The sequence below is a fragment of the Candidatus Scalindua japonica genome (assembly GCF_002443295.1).
GTDB classification, from domain to species: Bacteria; Planctomycetota; Brocadiia; order Brocadiales; family Scalinduaceae; genus Scalindua; species Scalindua japonica.
Map to the genome: position 1 here is coordinate 203,826 of NZ_BAOS01000004.1, position 20,769 is coordinate 224,594.

The window sequence follows — 20,769 nt, forward strand, 5'->3', positions numbered from 1 at the left end:
ATTTTTCTGATCTATTCTTCTGTAGGTTTCTACCCCAGGTTTTATCATCTTCTCATTTCGCACTTTTTGCGGTGTAGAAACTCTGTTTCATGAAAGCTAATCCGACCTTCCTACGTCTCCTTTCAAAATCCTAAACCTGTACTTTTACACCTATATTATATTAAAGATGTGTAAAAAAAATAGATAATTAAAAACAGAACTTGCCACTAAATCCAGAAATGAATGATAATCGAGACGGTTAATGGTTTTCGAAAAATCGTAGTGTAGATTTTTCGAAAACCATAAGGGATAAATGTAAATTAAAACAACAGTAATTGAAAGCTACAAGTTTCAGTCAATTGCTTTCTCTTTACGCTTGCGCCTTGCTACCCCACAGGCAAGTCCAACAAGACCGATCCCAAGCAGGGCTATGGTTGTAGGTTCAGGTACCGGTTTAGGCAGAAGTGCTTCTTCATAATCAATCGTTAATACCGAGCTGTCTATAAAGAAATCACTTTGTTGTGTGCCGATACTGGTAATTCTAGCGCTGAATGTCCCATTGATAAGACCCAAATCCCCAATTACATTTACAGCAGGAAATGCACCAGTCTCTATTTCTCCAAGAAAAGAAGCCCCATTTGCATCATCAACAAGAAGTCCAAACTCATTGACTAGTGGATCGAAATCATCCGTAAAGGTTAATACCAACGAAGCACTAGTGATATTTGCTACCGGAGGAAGAAAGTCAAAATGATGCGTCCATTCAACAAAATCGCCACCCTGTTCTAACTTCCTTACTGAAACACCACCATAACCATCCAGATCTCCGCCGTCTGGTGCAGTACCACCAAAGGAAAAATTGACTTGATCGACAATCTGGAATGCACTGGCTCGATTTACCCCACCAAATATAATTAACAAACCAAACACACAAATAAATACATGCTTCATTATCCCCTCCTTTCAAAAAATAAAAAGTACAACAGTTTTATTGACCTTAGTTCTGCTCGACCTGATATCCACATCTAAAATATGTTCGTCCATTTTTATAATATTTTATTTTTGTATAAATACCCTTTTTTTCATTATATTACTTTGTTACAAAATTGTGAAAAAATTTATTTTTTTTAAGTCGTAAATTATAAATTTTGATAACCTATGTAATATCAATGCATTTCATTTGAAAGCGCCCTGATTTCTCCACTTTCTTCCATCACTACCGGGTAGCCTTCAAGGATATCAGGGATTTTTTGATCCAACTCAGGCGTCTTTTCAACGACATACACTTTTATGCATGGTTTATCGTTGCAGATACTCTGAGCCGTACCTACCACGCCAGGCAATGACATCAAGCCGTCAGTGTGTTCCTTAAGGACTAATTCAATAGCCTTTGTAGTCATTTGCTTTTTTCCTTCCTGATCATTGACAGTTTTGTTTATACAACTTGAAACTCCAACAATCAAAAATACAACTCCGATATTCAACATAACGCTGTTCATACTTTTCCAATAACAGTACAAACGGCACATTGATAGCAATCTCCTTGACACGCCCATTCTTCCAAGATAACATCACGGATTGTCTCCATTTATTAAATAATAATAGAGAGGAGACAATCCGCTTCATACTCAATTATGTTCTTTCTAATTCAGTAAGGTTTTATTGACCGTCAACGGTTACGCCGAAACGATTGAGCACGTCAGCAATCGGATTGGCAACCGTCATAGTAGTACTTCCTGCAAACAACAGACCTACGGGTCTACCCCTACCTCTTATACCTGCTCTAACGATTAATGATCCCGAATCACCGCCATCACTGAAAGAACCTGGCTCTATGAGGATTTGTCGAACAAATCGCGCGGTGCCACTACCGTAACCAACATTAACAGTAGCATTGATTCCTGTAATTGTACCTCTGGTTTGTCCAGTAGTTCGACCATATTTCATTACGCGCTGGTTGAGCCTCACAAATCGTGCTATCTGAGATTTTGGTGTGCCATAACCATCGCTTGGTGTGGCATTGCCTAAGTTTGCTAATGAGGAGAGAGCAATTGCCGCATCGATAACATTGTTGGCGGTTGTAGAAAAAACGATTGGCTCATAATCATAGAGAGTGCCAATCGCATCATCCGGATTTACACCACCATCAAATGTTCCAGGTTGAATCACGTTATCACCAATAGAAGCATTATTTTCATCGGCATAGACATGGTTATTGCTCAAAGCGAAAATATCCGTACCGTCAGTTACTCTGCAGCCGATGGTGCCGGCTGTGATACTGGGGTGTCCAGTCGAAACACCTATCGGTACCGGTCTGGGAAATCGTTGTGTGGGATCAACTGGAGGTGCGATGATCTGCTTATTCCTGGTAATAATTTCGCCTGTTATCTTTACAATACAGGGAAGTCCTTCTATCTCAGAAGGAAGGTACGCCGATCTTGCAGATTCAAAAGACTCTGCAAGTATTAACATTGCTGGCTGTCCATCTTTAGTAAGCCCTATCGCTGTTCCAACAATTCCAGACCCCATCAGAATGGTGTTCGTATGGCGATTTTGTACGGCCATAGCAGCTTGAATCAGTGGATTGGACTCATCTAATTCAACCGCATCTTCATTCAAGTCAGTATTTTTTTGGACAACCGCTGCCTCTACATCTCCCTGTCTAAAGAACCCATTGCCCCCTGTCCACTGAACAGCGCAAAGCGCAAAGATAAAAGCAATGAGACCAAATATATACTTAGGATGTTTACGAAAAATATTTATCATAATACCACACACTCCTTTCTCAATAAATTAAAACCCTACAGGCGGTTTTAGCCTGCAATCGTGTCATTCTGAATGAGGAGTGACTTAAGATTCATTCACGGAATCTTACTAACTTCACAAAATAGCATCGGCTCACTAACAATAGACTCTTCGCTTCACTCAAAATGACAATAAATGTATCTTGCTATGTAACAAATATCTAAAATGGAAACCACTATACATCAACTGGATTATTTGATCATACCCCCCTCCTTTCCATCTATAAGTAGATTGCTTTCCCTCATTTAACAGAACTTACCTTATTGAGAGTAACCACTTTTCCTTCAACATTTATCTTCTTTTATTATATACAAAACCAAACAGATTACTAGTTTTTTTCATTGATGACTATAAACATAGATTTTCATGATAAATTGGCCCCTTTATTATTAGAGGTATATGTGGAATTTGTCTACTAATTCTCTAATGGCAGATCTCAAACGCAAGTAATGTTATAAGACAAAAGCATCTTATAATCTTCTGGTTCCTCTAGTATGGATTTGACAAACACATCTATTGTATTCACAACGATTTTACTGTATTGAACAAAAAACGGGAATCATTGGGGAACTTTAAAAATGTTTCAAACCACGATTCTCTGGCTACTCCAAATTGTGATATTGCCCCCCCCTCCCTGCAGCTCACATGGTCATGCTACGAACGCAATGACAATGCCTGCGGTCAATGCCAAAGCTGCCTCATCCGCCTGAAGGCATTTGAGGAAGCAGGGGTTAAAGGCAAGATAAATAATACTTATGGGCTGGACATCAACCCATATACATACATCAATATTGTATAGTATCCGAGTGGGCATGTTTACGTTGGTAAATTCTCCATGCAAATATACAAATAACAATGAGAATTGAAGAGTCTACCAACCCTGCAAGTAAAACAAATAGCTCTCTACCATGCATGAAAAATGTAGAATAGAGGAAGAGTACTGCGATGGACTTGGAGATAATAATCAGACAGAGGGAAGCATCTAAGTAACGAGGCATGATGGCTCCGAGGCCGTAAGCAAAAGCCAGGCCAACATGCATCGCTCCACTCTGTTTAGGCCAGAAAGGAGAGTCTCCCGTAATTGGCATCTGGAGCATTTTCAACCAATAATCAGTAAAAAACCAGTTTAACAAACCCAAAATCAACGCGTGTATACCGATTAAAGCGGTAACTAACCGAAGAACAAGATAAAGGAATTCCAGTTTATCATATTTCTTGATATTTGCTGACAAATTAAAATCCTTCTTGTAAAATATTAACTTGAACTTTGTCTTATTTAAACGGTTCTAAAACTTCTACATCATCAGGTAAATCCAGGATGAATATTTTATCGGGCATGTTTGGATTGATTTGAATATTTGTTAGTTCGATAGTGTTTATAATCTCTCCGTCACTCTCAAACATCTGATATTGGACTGGAAGCCAGAGCCCCTCTTTGACCCACAACAGTATCCTGTCGTATTCAGAATCGAATGTCTCTTTTGGAATGAGTTCTATGTGATACAATGCTTCCTCTTCTGTTGCAATATCTTCAAGCAGAGTAATAGTATAGTTCTCTCTGGCTTTTTCTGTCGTATATTCATATCCCAGGTCAAATATACTCATCCCCTGTGGTGAATCCGTATCACGGTTTATTTCATACTTTTCCACCTGCTTTTCGTTCAGATGATATATCCAGATGTAAGTGCCGTCGATGACGTTAATTTCATTTCGCGGAGGAAAGAAATTAAGGTTCAGCTTTTTAGGTTTTTTGTATTGTAAAAAACCGTTAGAAATCTCTTCCGAGTCTAACAGAGAAATAACTCTTGAATATTTAATATCCGCATCCATTGTCTTAAGGTGGGAATTGGCATCTTCTACTTTCTTTAATATTTCATCAAGACTATAGCTGATATGATCATCCTCACCATAGGAGTCAGTTTGGTTGAATACTATAATGAAAGCAGATAATGTAATTATAATATAGAGTATTTTTCCCTTATACATACCTAAATTCTAACATCAGCATTCAATTTTACAAGGATTAAGTAGAAATGGATCTCACCACAGACGAAATAGAAAACAGTAAAATTCTCATTACCATGGGAATGAGGGAAAAATGGAATTTTGTAGTGGCTGTTTCCGCGCCTGACTTTTCATTCAGGCGGGGAAACAGCCACTACTGCACCTTTATCGGTTGACAGTAAAATATACAAGTGATACGATAAAAAACATGTACGTATTAAGATCTAAATACTTATTAAAAGACCCGGAAAACGTAGTCGATAATGGTGCTGTCTTAATTGATGATGATGGCAGAATTAAATTTGCCGGACAATCTAAAGATATTGATAACATAGAGCCATGCCCGTCAATTGATCTTGGTGATTCAGTAATAGTACCAGGATTTGTTAACACACATACTCATCTTGAATTGACCCATCTTCACAAATGTATTGAAAGCGATGGTATTTTTACAAATTGGATCAGGCAGTTAATTGATAAAAAAAATGGGTGGTCTGAAAGTAAATATGCTCTTTCAGTTCGAGATGGAATTGAGAGTAGTCTTAAATCAGGAACGACAACGGTTGTTGATATTACCAGAAATGGTGCTGCACTGAACGAACTAAAGACAAGTAAGATCAGAAAGTTGCTTTTTTTTGAAATAATAAATTTTAACCCTGATACTGCAGAAAATACTATAAGTGATTTCAAGAAATTAATTTCTGGCATAAACACTAACGATTTACTATCAATAGGGATCTTCCCGCATGCTCCTTATACAGTTTCAGAAAGGCTTTACAGAGAATGCAAAAAAATTTCAAATGAATATAATATTGATGTCGCTACTCACATAGCTGAAACTGAAGATGAGATTGAGTTTCTGACAAAAGGGTCAGGACATTTTGTATCATTACTGGATGATTTCAATATGTTAAACAACTGGAGATGTCCCCAACAGAGTCCAATTAAATATCTGAATAATGTTGGTTTTCTGGAAAAAGGTTGTATACTTATTCACTGTAATTACTTATCAGATGAAGAAATCTATCTTATTGAAAAAAGTAAATCAAATGTTGTATTCTGCCCCAGGAGCCATGAATACTTCCACCATGAAGGCCATCTTTTCTCTTCGTTAAAAGATAGAAATATCAATGTTGCCTTGGGGACAGACAGTCTTGCAAGTAATGACACTCTCAGTATATTAGACGAAATGAAATTTATCCGAAGCCATTATCAAGACATCAGGCCACAGGATATTTTTCATATGGGGACTATTGCCGGAGCAGTTGCTTTAAAAATGGAGAACCGTATTGGAATGCTTTACCCGGGATTCTATGCTGATATTGCAGTAATTGAGTCTGAGAACATGAACTTAAATAATATATATGACGGAATTTTTTCTCAGAGTTCTGAATGTGTACTCACAATAGTCTCGGGTGAAATCTGTTATGATAGAAACCAAAAGGAGATGTTTGATAAATGTTAGATATAAATATAGTTCGTAACGATATTGAAAAGGTCAGGCAGGCAGTTATTAATAAAAATGAAAAAGCTGATCTTGATTCGTTATTGGAACTGGATTCAAAACGTAAGGCCTTGTTGATCGAATGTGATGATCTTAGAAACAAGCGAAATGTTACCTCTAAGAAAATCAGCGAACTGAAATCAAAGAAGCAGGATGCTTCAGGTGTAATACTAGAGATGAAGGGTGTCTCTGATAACATTAAGCAGTTAGAGGTTGATATCAAGGCGTTAACGGATGATCTTGAGTCGATACTTTTAAATATTCCTAACATCCCGGCATCTGATGTACCGGTCGGCAAAGACCCGGCATCAAATGTCGTTGTAAAAACCTGGGGTGAGAGGAAGGAGCTTTCATTCACCCCTCTCCCCCACTGGGAGATTGGCAAGGCTTTGGATATTCTGGACTTTGAAAGGGCCGCAAAGATATCAGGCGCCGGTTTTACACTGTATAAAGGTGCGGGAGCAAGGTTGGAACGCGCGCTTTACAATTTCATGCTGGATCTGCACACACAGGAACATGGATACACTGAGGTCTTCCCGCCTTATCTCGTTAACAGATCTTCAATGACCGGAACAGGACAATTGCCAAAACTGGAAGAAGACATGTATAGGTTCCCTGAAGACGATCTGTTTCTTATACCAACTGCTGAAGTCCCGGTAACAAATATACATTCAAACGAGATCCTGTCCACTAAAGACCTTCCACTATACTACTCAGCCTATACGGCCTGCTTCAGACGAGAAGCAGGCTCATATGGAAAGGACACCAGGGGTATGCTGCGAGTTCATCAATTCAACAAAGTTGAGTTGGTAAAATTCGTGAAACCAGAAACATCTTACGACGAACTGGAATCTCTTTTGTCTGTATCTGTGAAAGTTTTACAGATGTTAGGGCTGCAGTATCAGATACTGAAACTATGTACAGGAGATTTAAGCTTTGCTGCAGCAAAATGTTACGACATTGAAGTATGGTCAGCGGGTGTAAATAAATATCTGGAAGTTTCATCATGCAGTAATTTTGAGGATTTTCAGGCAAGGAGGGCCAATATACGCTTCAGAGATGATGATGGCAAGACAAAACACGTACACACTCTAAATGGTTCAGGTGTCGCACTACCCAGAACAATGATCGCTATTATTGAAAACAATCAAAGAGAAGATGGTAGCGTAGAGATACCGGAAGTACTCAGACCTTATATGAATGGATTAGAAGTAATAAAGAAAAAATAGAGTTCTATTTTTGAACCAATGACGCTATCGCCTGGGCCGCCGCACCTTCTGATCTTCCTATAGCACCAAGCCCTTCTGTTGTAGTAGCTTTAACATTCACTCTTCCAATTTCCACCTTAAGGATCTCAGAAATGCGTTGCTCCATCTCTTTTTTCTTTTTATTAATTTTTGGTTGCTGCGCAATATAAATAATATCGACATTATTTACAATCAACCCTTTTCCGTTTACCAGTTCCATTATTTTTTCCAGGAGGATTTGGCTTGAAATACCTTTCCACTTATCATCTGAGTCCGGAAAAAGTCCACCAATGTCTCCTAATGAGGCGGCACCCAGAATAGCATCAGAGACTGCATGCAAAACGACATCGGCATCAGAATGTCCGTATAGCCCTAAGGGGTGGTCAAAAAACACACCACCTAAGATCAATTTTCTCTTCTCTACAAATCTATGGACGTCATAACCAATTCCTACAAACATAAGATTAGTGTAAAATATGTAAAACAATTCGGATATGATAAAAAACGATATATGCAAAAACCTAACCGGGCGCTTCTGAACCCTGGTGAAATTCTACTGAATGCAACTTTTACGAATTAAATCTTTAGTCCGCTCTGAAAGAGCTTTTAATTCAGTTATCTGCCTGTTAACTTCTTCTCTTTCAGACCATCTGGTGTCTCGATACGATGATATTCTATTCCCGATATCTTCTAAAACTCTGTCAATAATCTTCTCGAACTCAAACAGCATCATATTGTTGAACCTCTCACAAATAGCATCTACTCGCTGCATAAATTCGTTTCTATATTTCTTTCGTTTTAACGGGAAAATTGAGAACCCTATTCCTGCAAGAATGGAAGCTACAACTATCCCTAAAGTATTAGGTATAAAAAAAGTACTGAGACCTATTACAATACCAAGAGCCAGTCCCTCCAAAACAATAAAATTCAGAAAACCACTCTGCACAACTCTGTAAACTTTGGCCCCCTCCAATTCTCCATCCAACTCCTGAAATTGTTTCGCATACTCTCTCAGATTTACATGTTTATCAGATTCACGATTTGAAAAATAGCGGTCTTTACGTACCAGAGAGTCATCATTTGTCTTTCGCTGAAAAGCAATTTCAGATTCTATATAATCGTTCGCCATGTCCCACAAAACATTATTGTTTCTGTCAACATAATCTATTGCATCATTAATTATTCTTTCCAATTCTGTTCTGGGATTTGCGACACCAAAGACCTCTCTTTTAAATTTGTCATCAATCTTCTCACGTGCAAACTTCATAGTAATTATTGATCTTATATTTACATGATAATTCAGAAAGTTATCAACTTTTTCTTTTAACCTTGTGAATACAGATTGAGTCTCAGTCTTATATTTAACAATATAGTCAATCATATCCTGTCTTTTATTGTTCGATCGCTTTTCGAACATCTCTACGCTCTTAATCTCATTATTACAATGTGAAACTTTTTCACTTAATATGTTCTTTAGACCGTCAAAGACATTTACTAAATACTTTAAAGGGCTCAGTATTTTCAGGTCCATTTTTGTGTCATAATCCATCTTTTCAAAAATAAACTGCTCCACTTTTTCAATATTACTTTTTTTGAGCAGCTCTTCATCACCAGACGTCTTAGCAAGAAAAGCATCTTTTGTAGACATACTGATAACCTTTGGTTCATAGCCGAATAAACGGTAAAAGTTCTTTTCTATAAACGTTATAATTTCGTTATGATCTTCTTCTGTTTTCAGATCAATCTTATTTAAAACAAACAGGAGTTTTCTGTCCCACTTTCCTTTAAGCAGTTGAAGAAATACCCTTTCACTTTCAGTAAATGGATGATCTGCTGATGTGACAAAAAGAACCACTTCAGATCGATGAATAAACCCTTCAGTAATCAGCTGATGCTCAGCTATAATTGAATTTGTTCCTGGCGTATCTACGATAGTAAGATCCTTTAACGCTTCCAAAGGGTAGGTCATTTTGCATTGATGATCGTCAACCTCTTCTGAGGATACATCTTCGCCATATGTCAATAGCGTAATTTTATTTGTGGAAGGAGTTGGACCGTCTTTTAGAATTCTTTTTCCGCAAAGAGCATTAACAAAACTGGATTTCCCTGAATTATACTCACCCGCAATAACCAGGTATAATGGCTCATTAATTTGTGCCGCCATTTCAGACACTTTCTTTTCTATTTCAACATCCCCTATTCTATAAAAGAATTTCTTTGCGTCGTCAAGGAGCTCAACGACATGCTGTAACTTATCCTGACTTTCCGGTGATTTTGCGACTTCTAACATAATTTATATAGTTTCCTGGTTTATTGTATTAATAAAAAGCAAAGAATCCCTTTGCTGCTAATCACTTATGATGAATAAATTATAAGGCATCACTTCATTGCGTCAAGTAAATTTTATTATGAATCTGAATACGCAATTGCATCAATTTCAATTTTGACATTCATAGGTAACCTTGAAACCTGTACCGTAGATCTGGCTGGCTTTGATTTTTCGAAAAATCGTGCATACATTTGATTAACTGCAGCATAATCATCAAGGTCAGTCAAAAATATGGTTATGCGCAGAACGTTGTCAAGAGATGATCCACCTGCTGCTAAGACGTTGTTCATATTCTCAAGTATCTGTTTTGTCTGCTCTTGTATATCTCCTTTCACGATTTCACCGGACCCGGGATCTATTGGTATCTGGCCGGAAATAAAAACAAGATTGTTCCATTGAACAGCCTGTGAATAGGGCCCTATTGCTTGAGGTGCTTTTGTTGTTTTGATGATATTTTTCTGCATACTCCCCTCCATCCAGATTGATTTTGAAATTCTAAATTGGCATTATAGTTCCTTTTTTGCACTTTGAGAAGTTATATTCTTGAATTTAAAGAGCTATTCTGATATTTTCAAAATACCCATTATCGATAATCTGTATAAGAGTTAGTTTTTCTGTATTCGATTCTCAACCCTGTATACACCGTTGTGGAGTAAGACCTTGGTGCTTTTTGTCCGGGAAACAAATAAAAACTATGCTCATTCAAAACAAGAAAGGGGAAATGTCATACAAGTAATGAAAACTACACTCAGTACCAACTTAAGCGACATTGAAGAAAAAATTATTAAAGGTCAACGTCTTGATTTCGAAGATGGTATCAGGCTATTTGAGTCTTCTGACATTCTTGCAGTAGGCAGGCTTGCAAATATAGTAAGAGAGAGAATAAACAAAAACAGAGTTTATTACATTATTAACAGACACATAAATTATTCAAATATATGTAAAAACAAGTGCAAGTTCTGTGCATTCAGTCGTGAAGAAGGTGATGACGGCGCGTATCAAATGAGCATTAAAGAAATATTAGGTAAGGCCTCGCAAATTATTCAGGAAAAGGCGACAGAATTACATATTGTCGGAGGCCTCCACCCTGAGCTGGGGATAGATTTCTATGTTGATATGATCAGCTCAATACATAAACGTTTTCCGAAAGTACATCTGCAGGCTTTTACAGCGGTTGAGATTGCCCATTTTGCTGAAATTTCAGGCATAACTACTTATGAAATATTAAAAAGACTTAAAAATGCCGGACTGGGTTCTCTCCCTGGGGGAGGTGCGGAAGTATTTTCTACAGAAATCAGAAAAGAGCTTTGTCCGGAGAAGCTCAGTGGTGATGAGTGGTTAAATACGATGAGAATAGCACATAATTTAGGAATGAAGAGCAACGCAACTATGTTATACGGCCACATAGAAAAGGACGAAGACCGTATCAATCATTTACTAAAACTGCGTGAGCTTCAAGATGAAACGGGAGGATTCATGACATTTATCCCCCTTGCATTTCATCCAAAAAACACAGACATGAAAAATATCTCCAGCAGTGCCGGTCTTCTCGACTTGAAGATGCTGGCAATAGGCAGACTAATGCTGGACAACTTTGATCATATTAAAGCATTCTGGATAATGCTTGGTATAAAAATATCTCAGATATCACTTAGTTTTGGAGTTGATGATATTGATGGCACTGTGGCTGAAGAAAAAATTACTCATGCTGCCGGCGCTGAAACACCGGAAGCATTAACGGTAGGCGAAATCAGATCATTGATAGAGGAAACCGGACGTGTACCTGTTGAGAGAGATACACTTTACAACCACATTAATTAAACAGAAACATCCCAATCTATCGATTTAAAACAAAACTAAATTTTTTCTCTACAACAAAAAAAGGCCCTTTAAAGCAACCATACGGATGCCTCAAAGAGCCTTTTATTCTAATTGTAATAATTAAGGCTTCTGGTTGAAAGCTCTAACTATATTAACAAGTTTCTGTATCGCGTCAGCGGAAACTCTTCCTCTGCACTTTGTACAACCCTTATCATTTGCTTCCAGAAATTTTACAAAATCTGCATCTGTTTTTGAAGCCTGCCACTCTGCATTTGTAAAATCATTAACTCCTCTTTTTCTTCCTTCTGAAGTTCCTTTACCACCATTGCCATGACAATATACACATGTTTCCATTGTTCCGAATGAGCCCTGAATAGCACCTGTTGCAAAAACAAAGTAGTAGCTCTTTTCCGGATTACCAATCAGGTCATCCAGCTCATCTGCCTGACTTGAGAAGCTTAGAGCGAAACATGATACTGCAAGAATCCCTATAATGCATAAAAAATTCAACTTCTTCATATATCAAACCTCCTAAAATCTTAATGATATTCAAATTTTATCTATGTTTATGCAAAAAACATAATTTGCATTTAAATTGTAAAAAACAATTAAGGTCTCAATCTTTTTTCTGTCTGATAGACCTTGTGACATGCCTTACATGAAAGATACAAAAATCTCATAGAGTGCCCAACTGATTCAACTGCACCTTCTCCAGCACTGCCAGCAGCTGTTACAATATTTTGAAGATGGTGAGAGACCAATTTTGTTATCGCTGCATGGTTCTTGTCGCCGTGAGTTCTTTTTGCTTCGTTTGCAAGAGCTTTTTTTGCTGCCGCTTCAACACCTTTGTAATCGTAAGGATTAAATTCATCACCAGGAAGTAGACCATCGTTCATCTTTATCAACTGGTAATGCTTTATCTGCTCTTTGCAGATATCCCCATCTGATGCAAATCCAACTGTTGTACTTGCCATAAACATTCCTACTACAATAAAGCCTGCTACAAAGAAATTTTTCACCTTCATTGTACTTATGCCTCCTTTAATTAAAAAAAAATGTAAGCTCCTTTCACTGGTTAGCCAAAGAGTAAAGCCCTGGTCTGTATAGAGTTAAAAAACAACAAACCTTGTAAAGTTCTACATATTAATTATTTTTAAAATATAAAACTCCACCCCCCTTCAATTTTGGTTTTATCTTGTTTAATTTATTAGCTGAAGTTCATACAACTTAATATACATTAAACAATTCGGGTAAATATATCATCGTAAAAGAAGAGAGTCAAGTAAAAACTCACAGTAACTTTTAAGATAATCAAGTATTACTGGTGGTATAAAAGTACTGACGATTACCCACCATGTTTCTTCTGCTTGTATAAATTCGGGTAAATATGGATATCCAGATGTTTGTGGCATATAGCACATGTCTGTCTTAAACGCCTTACTTGCCATTGTTGATCTTCAAGAGCCCCGTCTTTATCTTTATTCTCCGCGATTTTCGCCATCTTTTCCGCTTCGACCTGCATCAGTTTCATCTGGTCTTCATATTTAAAATCATCCGGTCTTGCATATTTGATACGCACTCTCTTGGTTACTTTAGCAATGTTTTTACCAGCCTCAAGTATTTTCTTCCATTGCTTCTTTTTGTATTTGTAATAACCTGACATCTCTTCTACCAGCTTGTAGCTTTCATCTATGTCCTGCATCATTAGAGCTAATTCACTCTTTTCCTTCTCCGGCTCTTCGCCCATGAGTTCATCCGGACTATCTTTATGTTCAGACGATACTTCATTATCAGAACCGTCAGCTGTATTTACATATTGAAAACTACAGGCAATTGTGAAAACACATAAAACAATTAAAACCTTATACATAATAAAATCCTCTCTTAACATATATATCTATCAAATCATTAATGGATGCGCAGAACACGTGCCAACAGGTATAAATATTCTAAAATTAATGTAAGGTATTCAGAATAAACATATTACATAAATACACGTATTTAAAGTTTGCGATTATACTCAAAAGAGTGGCTAAATTCAACCGTTATTTTAAAGCATATTTGCCAAGTCTATAAATTCCTTGCAAATAATTCCAACTGACAATATAATCTTGAATTCAATAAGTATTCCTGCAAAAAAACAATTTATTATAGAATCTTTCAACTATTAGTAACACATCTGTAAGTATCTTAAATATTCTTACGTAACAAATAGGAGTTTATTCCAATTATGAAGTGGACAGAGACATTTATACCAACGATAAAGGAAGATCCCAGTGATGCTGAAGTTGCAAGCCACAAACTCATGATTCGCTCCGGTATGATCAGGAAGTTGTCAGCAGGTGTGTATTCGTACTTACCGCTAGGCACCAAGATACTTAACAAAGTAATAGCAATTATCAAGGAAGAAATGGATAACTCCGGAGCGATTGAACTTTCGTTACCGGCACTGCAACCATTGACACTTTTAGAGCTCAGTGGAAGAATTGGTGCCTTTGGCGATGACTTACTAAGCATGAAAGACCGTCACAATAAAGATATGGCCTTAAGCCCTACACACGAGGAGGTTATTACTGATTTAGTGAAGAATGAAGTCAGCTCTTATAAGCAACTTCCATTAATTTTGTATCAGATTCAGACGAAATTCAGGGATGAGGCCAGACCAAGATTTGGTGTTTTACGAAGCAAAGAGTTTTTAATGAAAGATGCTTATAGTTTCGATATAGATTTTGAGAGACTGAATGACAGCTATCAGAAAATGTACGATACCTATTTCAGGATTTTTGAACGATGCAAATTGGAGTTTTTAGCAGTTGAAGCTGATACCGGCGCAATGGGCGGTGATGTTTCACACGAATTTATGGTCCCAAATGAAAACGGTGAGGACGTAATAGTAAAATGCATGGGTTGTGATTATAGCGCAAATCTTGAAAAGGCCGAGCCTTCCCCCATCCTAGCAAGTGATAATGTTTTATCAGATGATCCTAAAGAAGTATCTACTCCAAATATGACAACTATAGCTGAGGTAAGTGATTTCCTTGGTATAGAGCCAGACAAAATGGTTAAAACATTGGTATACACATTCGACGGCAAAGATGTGGCCATTCTGATCCGTGGAGACCATGATGTTAATGAAACCAAACTGTCAAAGGTGCTATCGAGTGATGAATTAGCTCTGGCGAGTGAAGAAACGGTTACCAACCTTACAAACGCCCCTGTGGGGTTTGCTGGCCCTATTGGCTTAAAGACACTGATAATTGCAGACCAGGCAGTATCTGTAATGAAGAATTGTGTTGTGGGAGGCAATAAGATTGACACTCATATTATGAATGCAAACCCTGAAAGAGATTTTAATATTGACAGAACAGTCGATATTCGATTTGTTACAGAAAATGATAAATGCCCTAAGTGTAACAAGGCACTTAATGTTTCTAACGGAATTGAGCTGGGACATGTTTTTAAACTGGGAACCAGATATAGTGATTCGCTGGGTGCAAAATTCCTGGATCGTAATGGAAAAGAGCGTCCCATTATTATGGGATCGTATGGTATTGGTGTCAACAGAATCCTGGCAGCAACTATTGAGAAATCTCACGACTCGAACGGTATAATCTGGCCATTACCACTGGCTCCCTATGAGGTATTAATCGTGCCTATAAACTTTAAAGATAAAATTATCACGGATACAGCTACAAAAGTTTACAACGAACTGTGTAATGCCGGAATTGATACCCTGCTTGACGACAGAGATCAGAGACCCGGGTTCAAATTCAAGGACGCTGATCTCATCGGTATTCCTATCAGAATAACTGCTGGCAAACGCCTGAAAGAAACCGGTGAGCTTGAGGTTAAGTTGCGATCTAAAGATGAAGTGCTTTACACAAAGCCTGAGAATTTGCTTGCTGAAATCAAAACACTAATGGATTCTTTAAGGTAAAAACGAACCCGGTTGAAGCACGCCTCTCTTTTGAGAGGTGCCTTAAATCGGAATCCTCTCAAAAGAGAGATTGGTACTTTTGTCTGGTGGAGAGAGGCTAATCATATTTGTGTAACAAATAATTGCTGAATTATAAGGTTGTTTTCCCTCAAAGTCTAAAATTATGTTATGGCAGATATCAGCTTAACCAAACCGGTAAAACTTTTTATAGGAATTCTTTCCTGCAATAAAGATTTTTTAGATGATGTAGAAAGTTTACTGGTTGGACATTTTGGCGAGGTTGATATTAAAAGTGAGATTTTTCCATTCAATTTTACGGATTACTACAAAAAGGAAATGGGAAGCAATATCTCAAGGCAGTTTATATGTTTTAAGAATCTTATTAAACCTGAAGAGCTATCTGCTATTAAGATTCTGACAAATCAGCTGGAAGAGGAGTTCAAGCACAACAACCGATTTGATGTTATCAGACCGATCAACTTAGACCCGGGATATCTTACTCTTTGTAATCTCATACTCGCCTCTGCAAAAGAGTATTATCATAGAATTCATCTTCAGGAAGGTATCTACGCGGAAGTCACATTGTTTTACCAACATGAGGTGTTTAAAAATCTGCCATGGACATATCCTGATTATCAGACAGATAAATACAAAAACTTTTTCTTAAAAGTAAGGACATTATATGCAAAAGACATTAGTAATAATTAAGCCGGATGCGGTACAACGCCGTTTAATTGGGAAAGTAATCAGCAGGTTTGAAGAAAAAGGATTAGAAATAATTGGGCTAAAGATGACTACTATCTCCGAAAAACTGGCAAAAGAGAATTATTCTATTCATAACGGTAAGGACTACTTTGAAAAGCTTATAAAGTTCATGACTTCCGGACCGGTGGTAATGCTGGTATTAAGAGGAGAGAATACAATAGAAGTTACCCGAAAACTCATGGGTGCTACATTCGGGTACGAAGCGACTCCGGGAACAATAAGAGGTGATTTTGCAATGAGCAAACGTTTCAACCTGATACATGGTTCAGATTCGGTAGAGTCTGCGGAAAGAGAGATATCCCTCTTCTTTGAGAATGGAGACCTCATGCAAAATAAACAATCTGGCGTGAAATGGATTTACGACGATGCAGTTTAAATCATTCATAACAAAAACAATCCTGTTTATACTTCTCATCCTCCCTGTCGGCTGTGCGACACATCAAGTCAGACCGTACATCAGTGACAAACCAGACATTGATCTCCGCAAAGTCCGGACCCTTTCATTCACAAAAGTAAAAGATACAATACGGACAGAGAAATCAGGCATTACCACGCTAAAGGCCAAAGCCGACATAATAATAACAAACCCTGAAATTAATGGAGAGTTTAAGTGTAAGGGAATTGTAAGATATCAGAAACCTGGAAAGATTAGAGTCATTGGGTCCAAGCTTGCAATGACTGCTTTTGATATGCTTTCAGATGGAGAGAATTATTGGTTTTATCTGCCTAAAGAGAGAGTCGTTTATACGGGAAAATGCGATACGATCAAAGGAACAGATACCAATGCATATATTTTCCCTGATGATATAGCCGCTCTTTTAGAGCATGATAAGCTCTTTGAAGGAAGATACGCCTATATGGAAACATGGCCGACTTTCTGGTTAGTTCACGTATTAGACCAGTTTGGCAACAGAGTGGCGCCTTATGCCAGATTAATGGTGAACAGGGTTGAAAGTACTGTCACTGAACTCACTATGTTCAAACCTGATAGCTTTATCAGGGCACAGGCGTCATTCAATGATTATACAGAAACAAACGGTCAATCTGTTCCTGAATCAATTCAGATCCACTGGCCCGACACAGATACTACTTTAAGCTTAAACCTGAACAACATTATAATAAACGAACCACTCAAACCTGAAATATTTCATTTCAAGAAACCGAAAAAAGCAGATATTATTGAAACAAATTAACTGGATTCCGCATCCATAATTTTATCGACCCGCCTGGCATGCCTGCCGCCTTCAAACTCTGTTTCAAGAAATATTTTCAACTTCTCTTCAAGTAATTGATGATCTATTACATCCACACCCAAACACAAAACATTAGCATCATTATGCCTTCTACTCATCTCCACAGTAAATGGATTATGACATACAGTTGCACGTACACCTTTGACCTTATTTGCGATAAGTGACATCCCAAGTCCTGTCCCGCATATCAGGACAGCACGAACACATTCTCCGGTTGAAACTGCCTCTGCTGCCTTTCGTCCGTAGTCAGGGTAGTCTACAGAGTCATTGCCATTCTGAGTCCCAAAATCAACTGGTTCATGACCCATATCTGAAAGATGTCTGGCAACTACATTTTTAAATTCAAACCCTCTATGATCTGATGCTAAAGCAATCTTCATTTAAACACCTGTTAAGCCTTTCTTTTCCAATTACACCATGACGAATGATTTTATAAGTATCGTCACAAATTTTTATTATAGTAGATGGATTACCTGCTTCTGCAGGACCACCATCAAGAACGACATCAATCTTGTTTGACAAGTCGGTTATTACCTGTTGAGCATCTATTGCAGGAGGTCCTCCCGATATATTTGCACTTGTAGAAGCAATCGGTTTTTTCACTTTATTAATCAGATCTCTTATAACCCTATTGTCCGGATTTCTCAAACCCACGGTACTATTATCTTCAAGTTCAAAAATGATAGTTAAAGGGCCCGGCCAGAATGAATTAATCAGTTTTTCAGCAATTAGAGGTATATGCTTTACATATACTTTTGCATCATCAGGTCTTGCAATCATTATAGATAATTTTTTTTCTCTAGATCTTTGCTTAACACGGTACAAATTATCTACTGCGGACTCGTTATCGGCACATACACCCAAACCATATACTGTTTCGGTCGGAAATGCCACTATCTCTCCGGAAAGTAATGCCTGTGCAGCAATCATAATGTTTTTGCTGTATGAATCCGGATTGTTTAGCTTGAGAATTTTAGTCGTCATGTAATCAACTTTTCTTGCATTAAGAAAGATTCTGTTTTTCAACTTCTTGCCGGTTCGCAATATTATTGGCGAGGTATACCCATCACGAATTGGTTTTCCGTTTTCATTACCAGATTTCACCAGAACTTATAGATTTTTATCAAATATATCAGCTTCAAATTGTAATATCAATATTTATTCTATCCGATTAATTGACGCTTAAACCTGAAATACTAATATGAGATGATAATCCTTTTCACCTTGACAAGAAAATAACAAGCTGATAGATTGAGATTGAATTGCATCTGAATTGTTTTGTTTATATAAAGAATATGAAAAACACAAAGAATATACTTTTTTTCTGTTGTACTGTTTTGCTGTTTTGGTCACATATCGTTTTTGCATGGGAAACTATGGATACCGATGAAATAAAACCCGGAATGAAGGGTTACGGAAGAACTGTGTTCTCTGGAAAACAGATTGAATCATTTGATATAGAAGTACTGGGAGTATTAAAAAATTGGGAAGCAAAAAACGATATGATTCTTATAAAGATGTCAGGTGGCCCCTTGGAAAAAACCGGTATTATTGCCGGAATGAGTGGTAGTCCGGTTTATATTGATGATAAACTCATAGGTGCGGTATCTCATGGATGGAGTTATTCAAAGGATGCAATTGCAGGGGTAACTCCTATTAGAGCCATGATAGACGTAATGGAAATGGACTCCAGAAACAGGAAGAATCTTGCTGCGAAAGCAAACAGGATATGGAGTACATCACTGAATACTCAAGATACTAATGTAATAGCCAAATTAGAATCATACGGGCTTTTACACAAATATGAATTTCATGAAAACACTGATACACGGGAACCGTTTATTTTTAACCTTGTACCCATTCAAACCCCTTTAATTGTCTCCGGGTTCAGTAATGAAAGTCTGACTAAAATAAGCCCTCTTTTCGGAAGAGTTGGAAGGTTTTCTCTTCATAGTAGTAACGGTGAATATGGTTCGCCAGAAGACCTCGTTAATTTCATGCCAGGTTCATCTATTGCGGTTGAAATAATCAGGGGTGATTTGAGCGTTTCCGCAGTCGGAACCTTAACATACCGAGATGGTAATGATATTCTTGCATTTGGACACCCAATAATTCAAATCGGAAATACTGATATGCCAATGGCAACAGCAGAAGTGCATACTATACTTGCAAGCCAGGCCAGCTCAACAAAAATGGCATCACCTGGTAAAATCATTGGAAGAATTACACAGGACAGGAGGTCTGCAATTGCCGGAAAAATTGGTGAATATACTCAAATGTTACCTTGCCAGGTTAAAATACAAGGATCTCTGAATATTGAATACAACTTTGAAGTAGTTCAGGATAGAATATTGACGCCGATTCTTGTACAAATGGCAATTGAGAATGCGATACTCACTACTGAAAAAACTGTAGGCGAAAAGTCCATGATGATAAAACTTGATATAGGTATCGCTGACAGGGAAGAACCAATCAGTATAGAGAATAAATATTTTGACTCTGGGCCTTCCTGGCTACCGATTTACAACGTTATTGAACCAATTACAATATTGCTAAATAATGAATTCAAGACGGCAAAAATAGAATCTATTAATTTAGTTGCCGATATCTCAGAACATAACAATGTTGCATTTATTGATAATATCAAGGTCAGCAATAAGTGGGTTTCTCCGGGAGAAGAGGTGCTCATGAATATCAGTGTAAAACAATATGCCAGAAGCTATGCATCTATACCGTTAACAATCAAGATCCCTGATGATGTTGCTCCCGGAAGCAGTATACAGGTAATAGTGTGTGATGCCATGAATAGTAAAATGCTGGAAATGACTAGCGCTCCGGGAAGTTTTTTGCCATCCAGCTTTGAACAGTTAATACACCACCTGGAAAATGAAGAGCACAATAGCAACATAATCGTCAAATTGAGACTAAATAAAAAGGGGCTTACGTACATGGGTGAAGATTTTCCGTCACTTCCAAATTCATTTTTAAGCATAATGTCTTTGTCAAATCAAAGTGGCGTGACTCCATTACGAAGTGAAATAGTTAAACGAATCCCAACTGAATGGTTTATCAATGGCAAGCAGACTATTAATTTGTTTGTTGATAATAAGAGTTAAGTATTCAAT

Annotated in this window: 22 protein-coding genes and 1 pseudogene; 10 read left to right on the top strand and 13 right to left on the bottom strand. The window is 37.6% G+C overall.

Going from position 1 to position 20,769, the window contains the following annotated elements:
* Positions 1 to 330: 330 nt before the first annotated feature.
* The 3 genes from SCALIN_RS03165 to SCALIN_RS03175 all read right to left on the bottom strand — a co-directional run bounded on the left by SCALIN_RS03165 (position 331) and on the right by SCALIN_RS03175 (position 2,745).
* Positions 331 to 930 carry a PEP-CTERM sorting domain-containing protein gene (locus tag SCALIN_RS03165; RefSeq protein ID WP_096892811.1) on the bottom strand — a complete coding sequence of 200 codons (600 nt, stop codon included), beginning with the start codon at positions 928 to 930 and terminating at the stop codon, positions 331 to 333.
* A gap of 215 nt (positions 931 to 1,145) precedes the next feature.
* Positions 1,146 to 1,466, bottom strand: a complete 321-nt coding sequence (locus SCALIN_RS22535) for a hypothetical protein (RefSeq protein WP_203415322.1) — start codon at positions 1,464 to 1,466, stop codon at positions 1,146 to 1,148.
* Between the two features lie 172 nt (positions 1,467 to 1,638).
* On the bottom strand, positions 1,639 to 2,745 hold the full coding sequence (locus SCALIN_RS03175) for a hypothetical protein (RefSeq protein ID WP_096892812.1): 1,107 nt from the start codon (positions 2,743 to 2,745) through the stop codon (positions 1,639 to 1,641).
* Positions 2,746 to 3,418: 673 nt separating this feature from the next.
* Here SCALIN_RS03175 and SCALIN_RS23760 point away from each other — a divergent pair.
* Positions 3,419 to 3,583: pseudogene (locus tag SCALIN_RS23760) on the top strand (7-cyano-7-deazaguanine synthase); the annotation flags it as partial.
* On the opposite strand, the gene SCALIN_RS03185 reads toward SCALIN_RS23760, so the two are convergent.
* Complete coding sequence (locus SCALIN_RS03185) at positions 3,570 to 4,016, bottom strand: hypothetical protein (protein ID WP_096892814.1); 447 nt, start codon at positions 4,014 to 4,016, stop codon at positions 3,570 to 3,572. The pseudogene SCALIN_RS23760 and the gene SCALIN_RS03185 overlap by 14 nt on opposite strands.
* Positions 4,017 to 4,056: 40 nt before the next feature.
* Complete coding sequence (locus SCALIN_RS03190) at positions 4,057 to 4,770, bottom strand: LolA family protein (RefSeq protein ID WP_096892815.1); 714 nt, start codon at positions 4,768 to 4,770, stop codon at positions 4,057 to 4,059.
* 47 nt (positions 4,771 to 4,817) lie between these two features.
* Here SCALIN_RS03190 and SCALIN_RS21925 point away from each other — a divergent pair, with 47 nt between their 5' ends.
* Genes SCALIN_RS21925 through serS form a run of 3 tightly spaced genes read left to right on the top strand, consistent with a single transcriptional unit; the run spans position 4,818 to position 7,521 of the window.
* Positions 4,818 to 4,964: a hypothetical protein gene (locus SCALIN_RS21925; RefSeq protein ID WP_162532125.1), complete on the top strand. Its 147-nt coding sequence runs from the start codon at positions 4,818 to 4,820 to the stop codon at positions 4,962 to 4,964.
* A gap of 32 nt (positions 4,965 to 4,996) precedes the next feature.
* Positions 4,997 to 6,253 (top strand): amidohydrolase family protein, encoded by a 1,257-nt coding sequence (locus SCALIN_RS03195; protein ID WP_133111633.1) that lies wholly within the window; start codon positions 4,997 to 4,999, stop codon positions 6,251 to 6,253.
* Positions 6,247 to 7,521 (top strand): serine--tRNA ligase, encoded by a 1,275-nt coding sequence (gene serS, locus SCALIN_RS03200; protein ID WP_096892817.1) that lies wholly within the window; start codon positions 6,247 to 6,249, stop codon positions 7,519 to 7,521. Before SCALIN_RS03195 ends, serS begins: the two co-directional genes overlap by 7 nt.
* Positions 7,522 to 7,525: 4 nt before the next feature.
* Here serS and ispF read toward each other — a convergent pair whose 3' ends face one another.
* The 3 genes from ispF to SCALIN_RS03215 all read right to left on the bottom strand — a co-directional run bounded on the left by ispF (position 7,526) and on the right by SCALIN_RS03215 (position 10,332).
* A complete protein-coding gene (gene ispF / locus SCALIN_RS03205) occupies positions 7,526 to 7,999 on the bottom strand; it encodes a 2-C-methyl-D-erythritol 2,4-cyclodiphosphate synthase (protein WP_096892818.1) in 474 nt (157 codons plus the stop codon).
* 93 nt (positions 8,000 to 8,092) lie between these two features.
* Entirely contained in the window at positions 8,093 to 9,829 is a 1,737-nt protein-coding gene (locus tag SCALIN_RS03210; protein ID WP_096892819.1) for a dynamin family protein, read from the bottom strand.
* Positions 9,830 to 9,945: 116 nt separating this feature from the next.
* Complete coding sequence (locus tag SCALIN_RS03215) at positions 9,946 to 10,332, bottom strand: RidA family protein (protein WP_096892820.1); 387 nt, start codon at positions 10,330 to 10,332, stop codon at positions 9,946 to 9,948.
* Between the two features lie 271 nt (positions 10,333 to 10,603).
* On the opposite strand from SCALIN_RS03215, the gene mqnE reads away from it, so the two are divergent.
* Complete coding sequence (mqnE, locus tag SCALIN_RS03220; RefSeq protein WP_096893045.1) at positions 10,604 to 11,689, top strand: aminofutalosine synthase MqnE; 1,086 nt, start codon at positions 10,604 to 10,606, stop codon at positions 11,687 to 11,689.
* 120 nt (positions 11,690 to 11,809) lie between these two features.
* On the opposite strand, the gene SCALIN_RS03225 is transcribed toward mqnE, so the two are convergent.
* The 3 genes from SCALIN_RS03225 to SCALIN_RS03235 form a co-directional block, all read right to left on the bottom strand.
* On the bottom strand, positions 11,810 to 12,208 hold the full coding sequence (locus SCALIN_RS03225; RefSeq protein WP_096892821.1) for a hypothetical protein: 399 nt from the start codon (positions 12,206 to 12,208) through the stop codon (positions 11,810 to 11,812).
* 89 nt (positions 12,209 to 12,297) lie between these two features.
* A complete protein-coding gene (locus tag SCALIN_RS03230) occupies positions 12,298 to 12,714 on the bottom strand; it encodes a hypothetical protein (protein ID WP_096892822.1) in 417 nt (138 codons plus the stop codon).
* 320 nt (positions 12,715 to 13,034) lie between these two features.
* Entirely contained in the window at positions 13,035 to 13,559 is a 525-nt protein-coding gene (locus SCALIN_RS03235; protein WP_096892823.1) for a hypothetical protein, read from the bottom strand.
* A 360-nt stretch (positions 13,560 to 13,919) separates the two neighbouring features.
* On the opposite strand from SCALIN_RS03235, the gene SCALIN_RS03240 reads away from it, so the two are divergent.
* The 4 genes from SCALIN_RS03240 (at position 13,920) to SCALIN_RS03255 (ending at position 17,584) form a co-directional block, all read left to right on the top strand.
* Positions 13,920 to 15,626 (top strand): proline--tRNA ligase, encoded by a 1,707-nt coding sequence (locus SCALIN_RS03240; RefSeq protein WP_096892824.1) that lies wholly within the window; start codon positions 13,920 to 13,922, stop codon positions 15,624 to 15,626.
* A gap of 168 nt (positions 15,627 to 15,794) precedes the next feature.
* Complete coding sequence (locus SCALIN_RS03245) at positions 15,795 to 16,334, top strand: DUF4416 family protein (protein ID WP_096892825.1); 540 nt, start codon at positions 15,795 to 15,797, stop codon at positions 16,332 to 16,334.
* On the top strand, positions 16,309 to 16,767 hold the full coding sequence (ndk, locus tag SCALIN_RS03250) for a nucleoside-diphosphate kinase (protein ID WP_096892826.1): 459 nt from the start codon (positions 16,309 to 16,311) through the stop codon (positions 16,765 to 16,767). Before SCALIN_RS03245 ends, ndk begins: the two co-directional genes overlap by 26 nt.
* Entirely contained in the window at positions 16,757 to 17,584 is an 828-nt protein-coding gene (locus SCALIN_RS03255; protein WP_096892827.1) for a LolA family protein, read from the top strand. The genes ndk and SCALIN_RS03255 overlap by 11 nt, the downstream gene beginning before the upstream one ends.
* Here SCALIN_RS03255 and rpiB read toward each other — a convergent pair.
* Positions 17,581 to 18,024 (bottom strand): ribose 5-phosphate isomerase B, encoded by a 444-nt coding sequence (rpiB, locus tag SCALIN_RS03260; RefSeq protein WP_096892828.1) that lies wholly within the window; start codon positions 18,022 to 18,024, stop codon positions 17,581 to 17,583. The genes SCALIN_RS03255 and rpiB overlap by 4 nt on opposite strands.
* A complete protein-coding gene (locus SCALIN_RS03265) occupies positions 17,996 to 18,748 on the bottom strand; it encodes an L-threonylcarbamoyladenylate synthase (RefSeq protein ID WP_096892829.1) in 753 nt (250 codons plus the stop codon). The genes rpiB and SCALIN_RS03265 overlap by 29 nt, the downstream gene beginning before the upstream one ends.
* A gap of 272 nt (positions 18,749 to 19,020) precedes the next feature.
* On the opposite strand from SCALIN_RS03265, the gene SCALIN_RS03270 reads away from it, so the two are divergent.
* Positions 19,021 to 20,760, top strand: a complete 1,740-nt coding sequence (locus SCALIN_RS03270; RefSeq protein ID WP_162532126.1) for a SpoIVB peptidase S55 domain-containing protein — start codon at positions 19,021 to 19,023, stop codon at positions 20,758 to 20,760.
* Positions 20,761 to 20,769 lie beyond the last annotated feature (9 nt).

What these genes read in the sequence shown, in the direction of transcription:
- SCALIN_RS21925 (WP_162532125.1), top strand. Translation starts at nt 4,818, where the DNA reads ATGGATCTCACCACAGACGAAATAGAAAACAGTAAAATTCTCATTACC.
- SCALIN_RS03235 (WP_096892823.1), bottom strand. Translation starts at nt 13,559, where the DNA reads ATGTATAAGGTTTTAATTGTTTTATGTGTTTTCACAATTGCCTGTAGT.
- rpiB (WP_096892828.1), bottom strand. Translation starts at nt 18,024, where the DNA reads ATGAAGATTGCTTTAGCATCAGATCATAGAGGGTTTGAATTTAAAAAT.
- SCALIN_RS03225 (WP_096892821.1), bottom strand. Translation starts at nt 12,208, where the DNA reads ATGAAGAAGTTGAATTTTTTATGCATTATAGGGATTCTTGCAGTATCA.
- SCALIN_RS22535 (WP_203415322.1), bottom strand. Translation starts at nt 1,466, where the DNA reads ATGTTGAATATCGGAGTTGTATTTTTGATTGTTGGAGTTTCAAGTTGT.
- SCALIN_RS03165 (WP_096892811.1), bottom strand. Translation starts at nt 930, where the DNA reads ATGAAGCATGTATTTATTTGTGTGTTTGGTTTGTTAATTATATTTGGT.
- SCALIN_RS03215 (WP_096892820.1), bottom strand. Translation starts at nt 10,332, where the DNA reads ATGCAGAAAAATATCATCAAAACAACAAAAGCACCTCAAGCAATAGGG.
- SCALIN_RS03245 (WP_096892825.1), top strand. Translation starts at nt 15,795, where the DNA reads ATGGCAGATATCAGCTTAACCAAACCGGTAAAACTTTTTATAGGAATT.
- SCALIN_RS03190 (WP_096892815.1), bottom strand. Translation starts at nt 4,770, where the DNA reads ATGTATAAGGGAAAAATACTCTATATTATAATTACATTATCTGCTTTC.
- SCALIN_RS03255 (WP_096892827.1), top strand. Translation starts at nt 16,757, where the DNA reads ATGCAGTTTAAATCATTCATAACAAAAACAATCCTGTTTATACTTCTC.
- serS (WP_096892817.1), top strand. Translation starts at nt 6,247, where the DNA reads ATGTTAGATATAAATATAGTTCGTAACGATATTGAAAAGGTCAGGCAG.
- ispF (WP_096892818.1), bottom strand. Translation starts at nt 7,999, where the DNA reads ATGTTTGTAGGAATTGGTTATGACGTCCATAGATTTGTAGAGAAGAGA.
- SCALIN_RS03175 (WP_096892812.1), bottom strand. Translation starts at nt 2,745, where the DNA reads ATGATAAATATTTTTCGTAAACATCCTAAGTATATATTTGGTCTCATT.
- ndk (WP_096892826.1), top strand. Translation starts at nt 16,309, where the DNA reads ATGCAAAAGACATTAGTAATAATTAAGCCGGATGCGGTACAACGCCGT.
- SCALIN_RS03210 (WP_096892819.1), bottom strand. Translation starts at nt 9,829, where the DNA reads ATGTTAGAAGTCGCAAAATCACCGGAAAGTCAGGATAAGTTACAGCAT.
- SCALIN_RS03270 (WP_162532126.1), top strand. Translation starts at nt 19,021, where the DNA reads ATGGATACCGATGAAATAAAACCCGGAATGAAGGGTTACGGAAGAACT.
- SCALIN_RS03240 (WP_096892824.1), top strand. Translation starts at nt 13,920, where the DNA reads ATGAAGTGGACAGAGACATTTATACCAACGATAAAGGAAGATCCCAGT.
- SCALIN_RS03230 (WP_096892822.1), bottom strand. Translation starts at nt 12,714, where the DNA reads ATGAAGGTGAAAAATTTCTTTGTAGCAGGCTTTATTGTAGTAGGAATG.
- mqnE (WP_096893045.1), top strand. Translation starts at nt 10,604, where the DNA reads ATGAAAACTACACTCAGTACCAACTTAAGCGACATTGAAGAAAAAATT.
- SCALIN_RS03195 (WP_133111633.1), top strand. Translation starts at nt 4,997, where the DNA reads ATGTACGTATTAAGATCTAAATACTTATTAAAAGACCCGGAAAACGTA.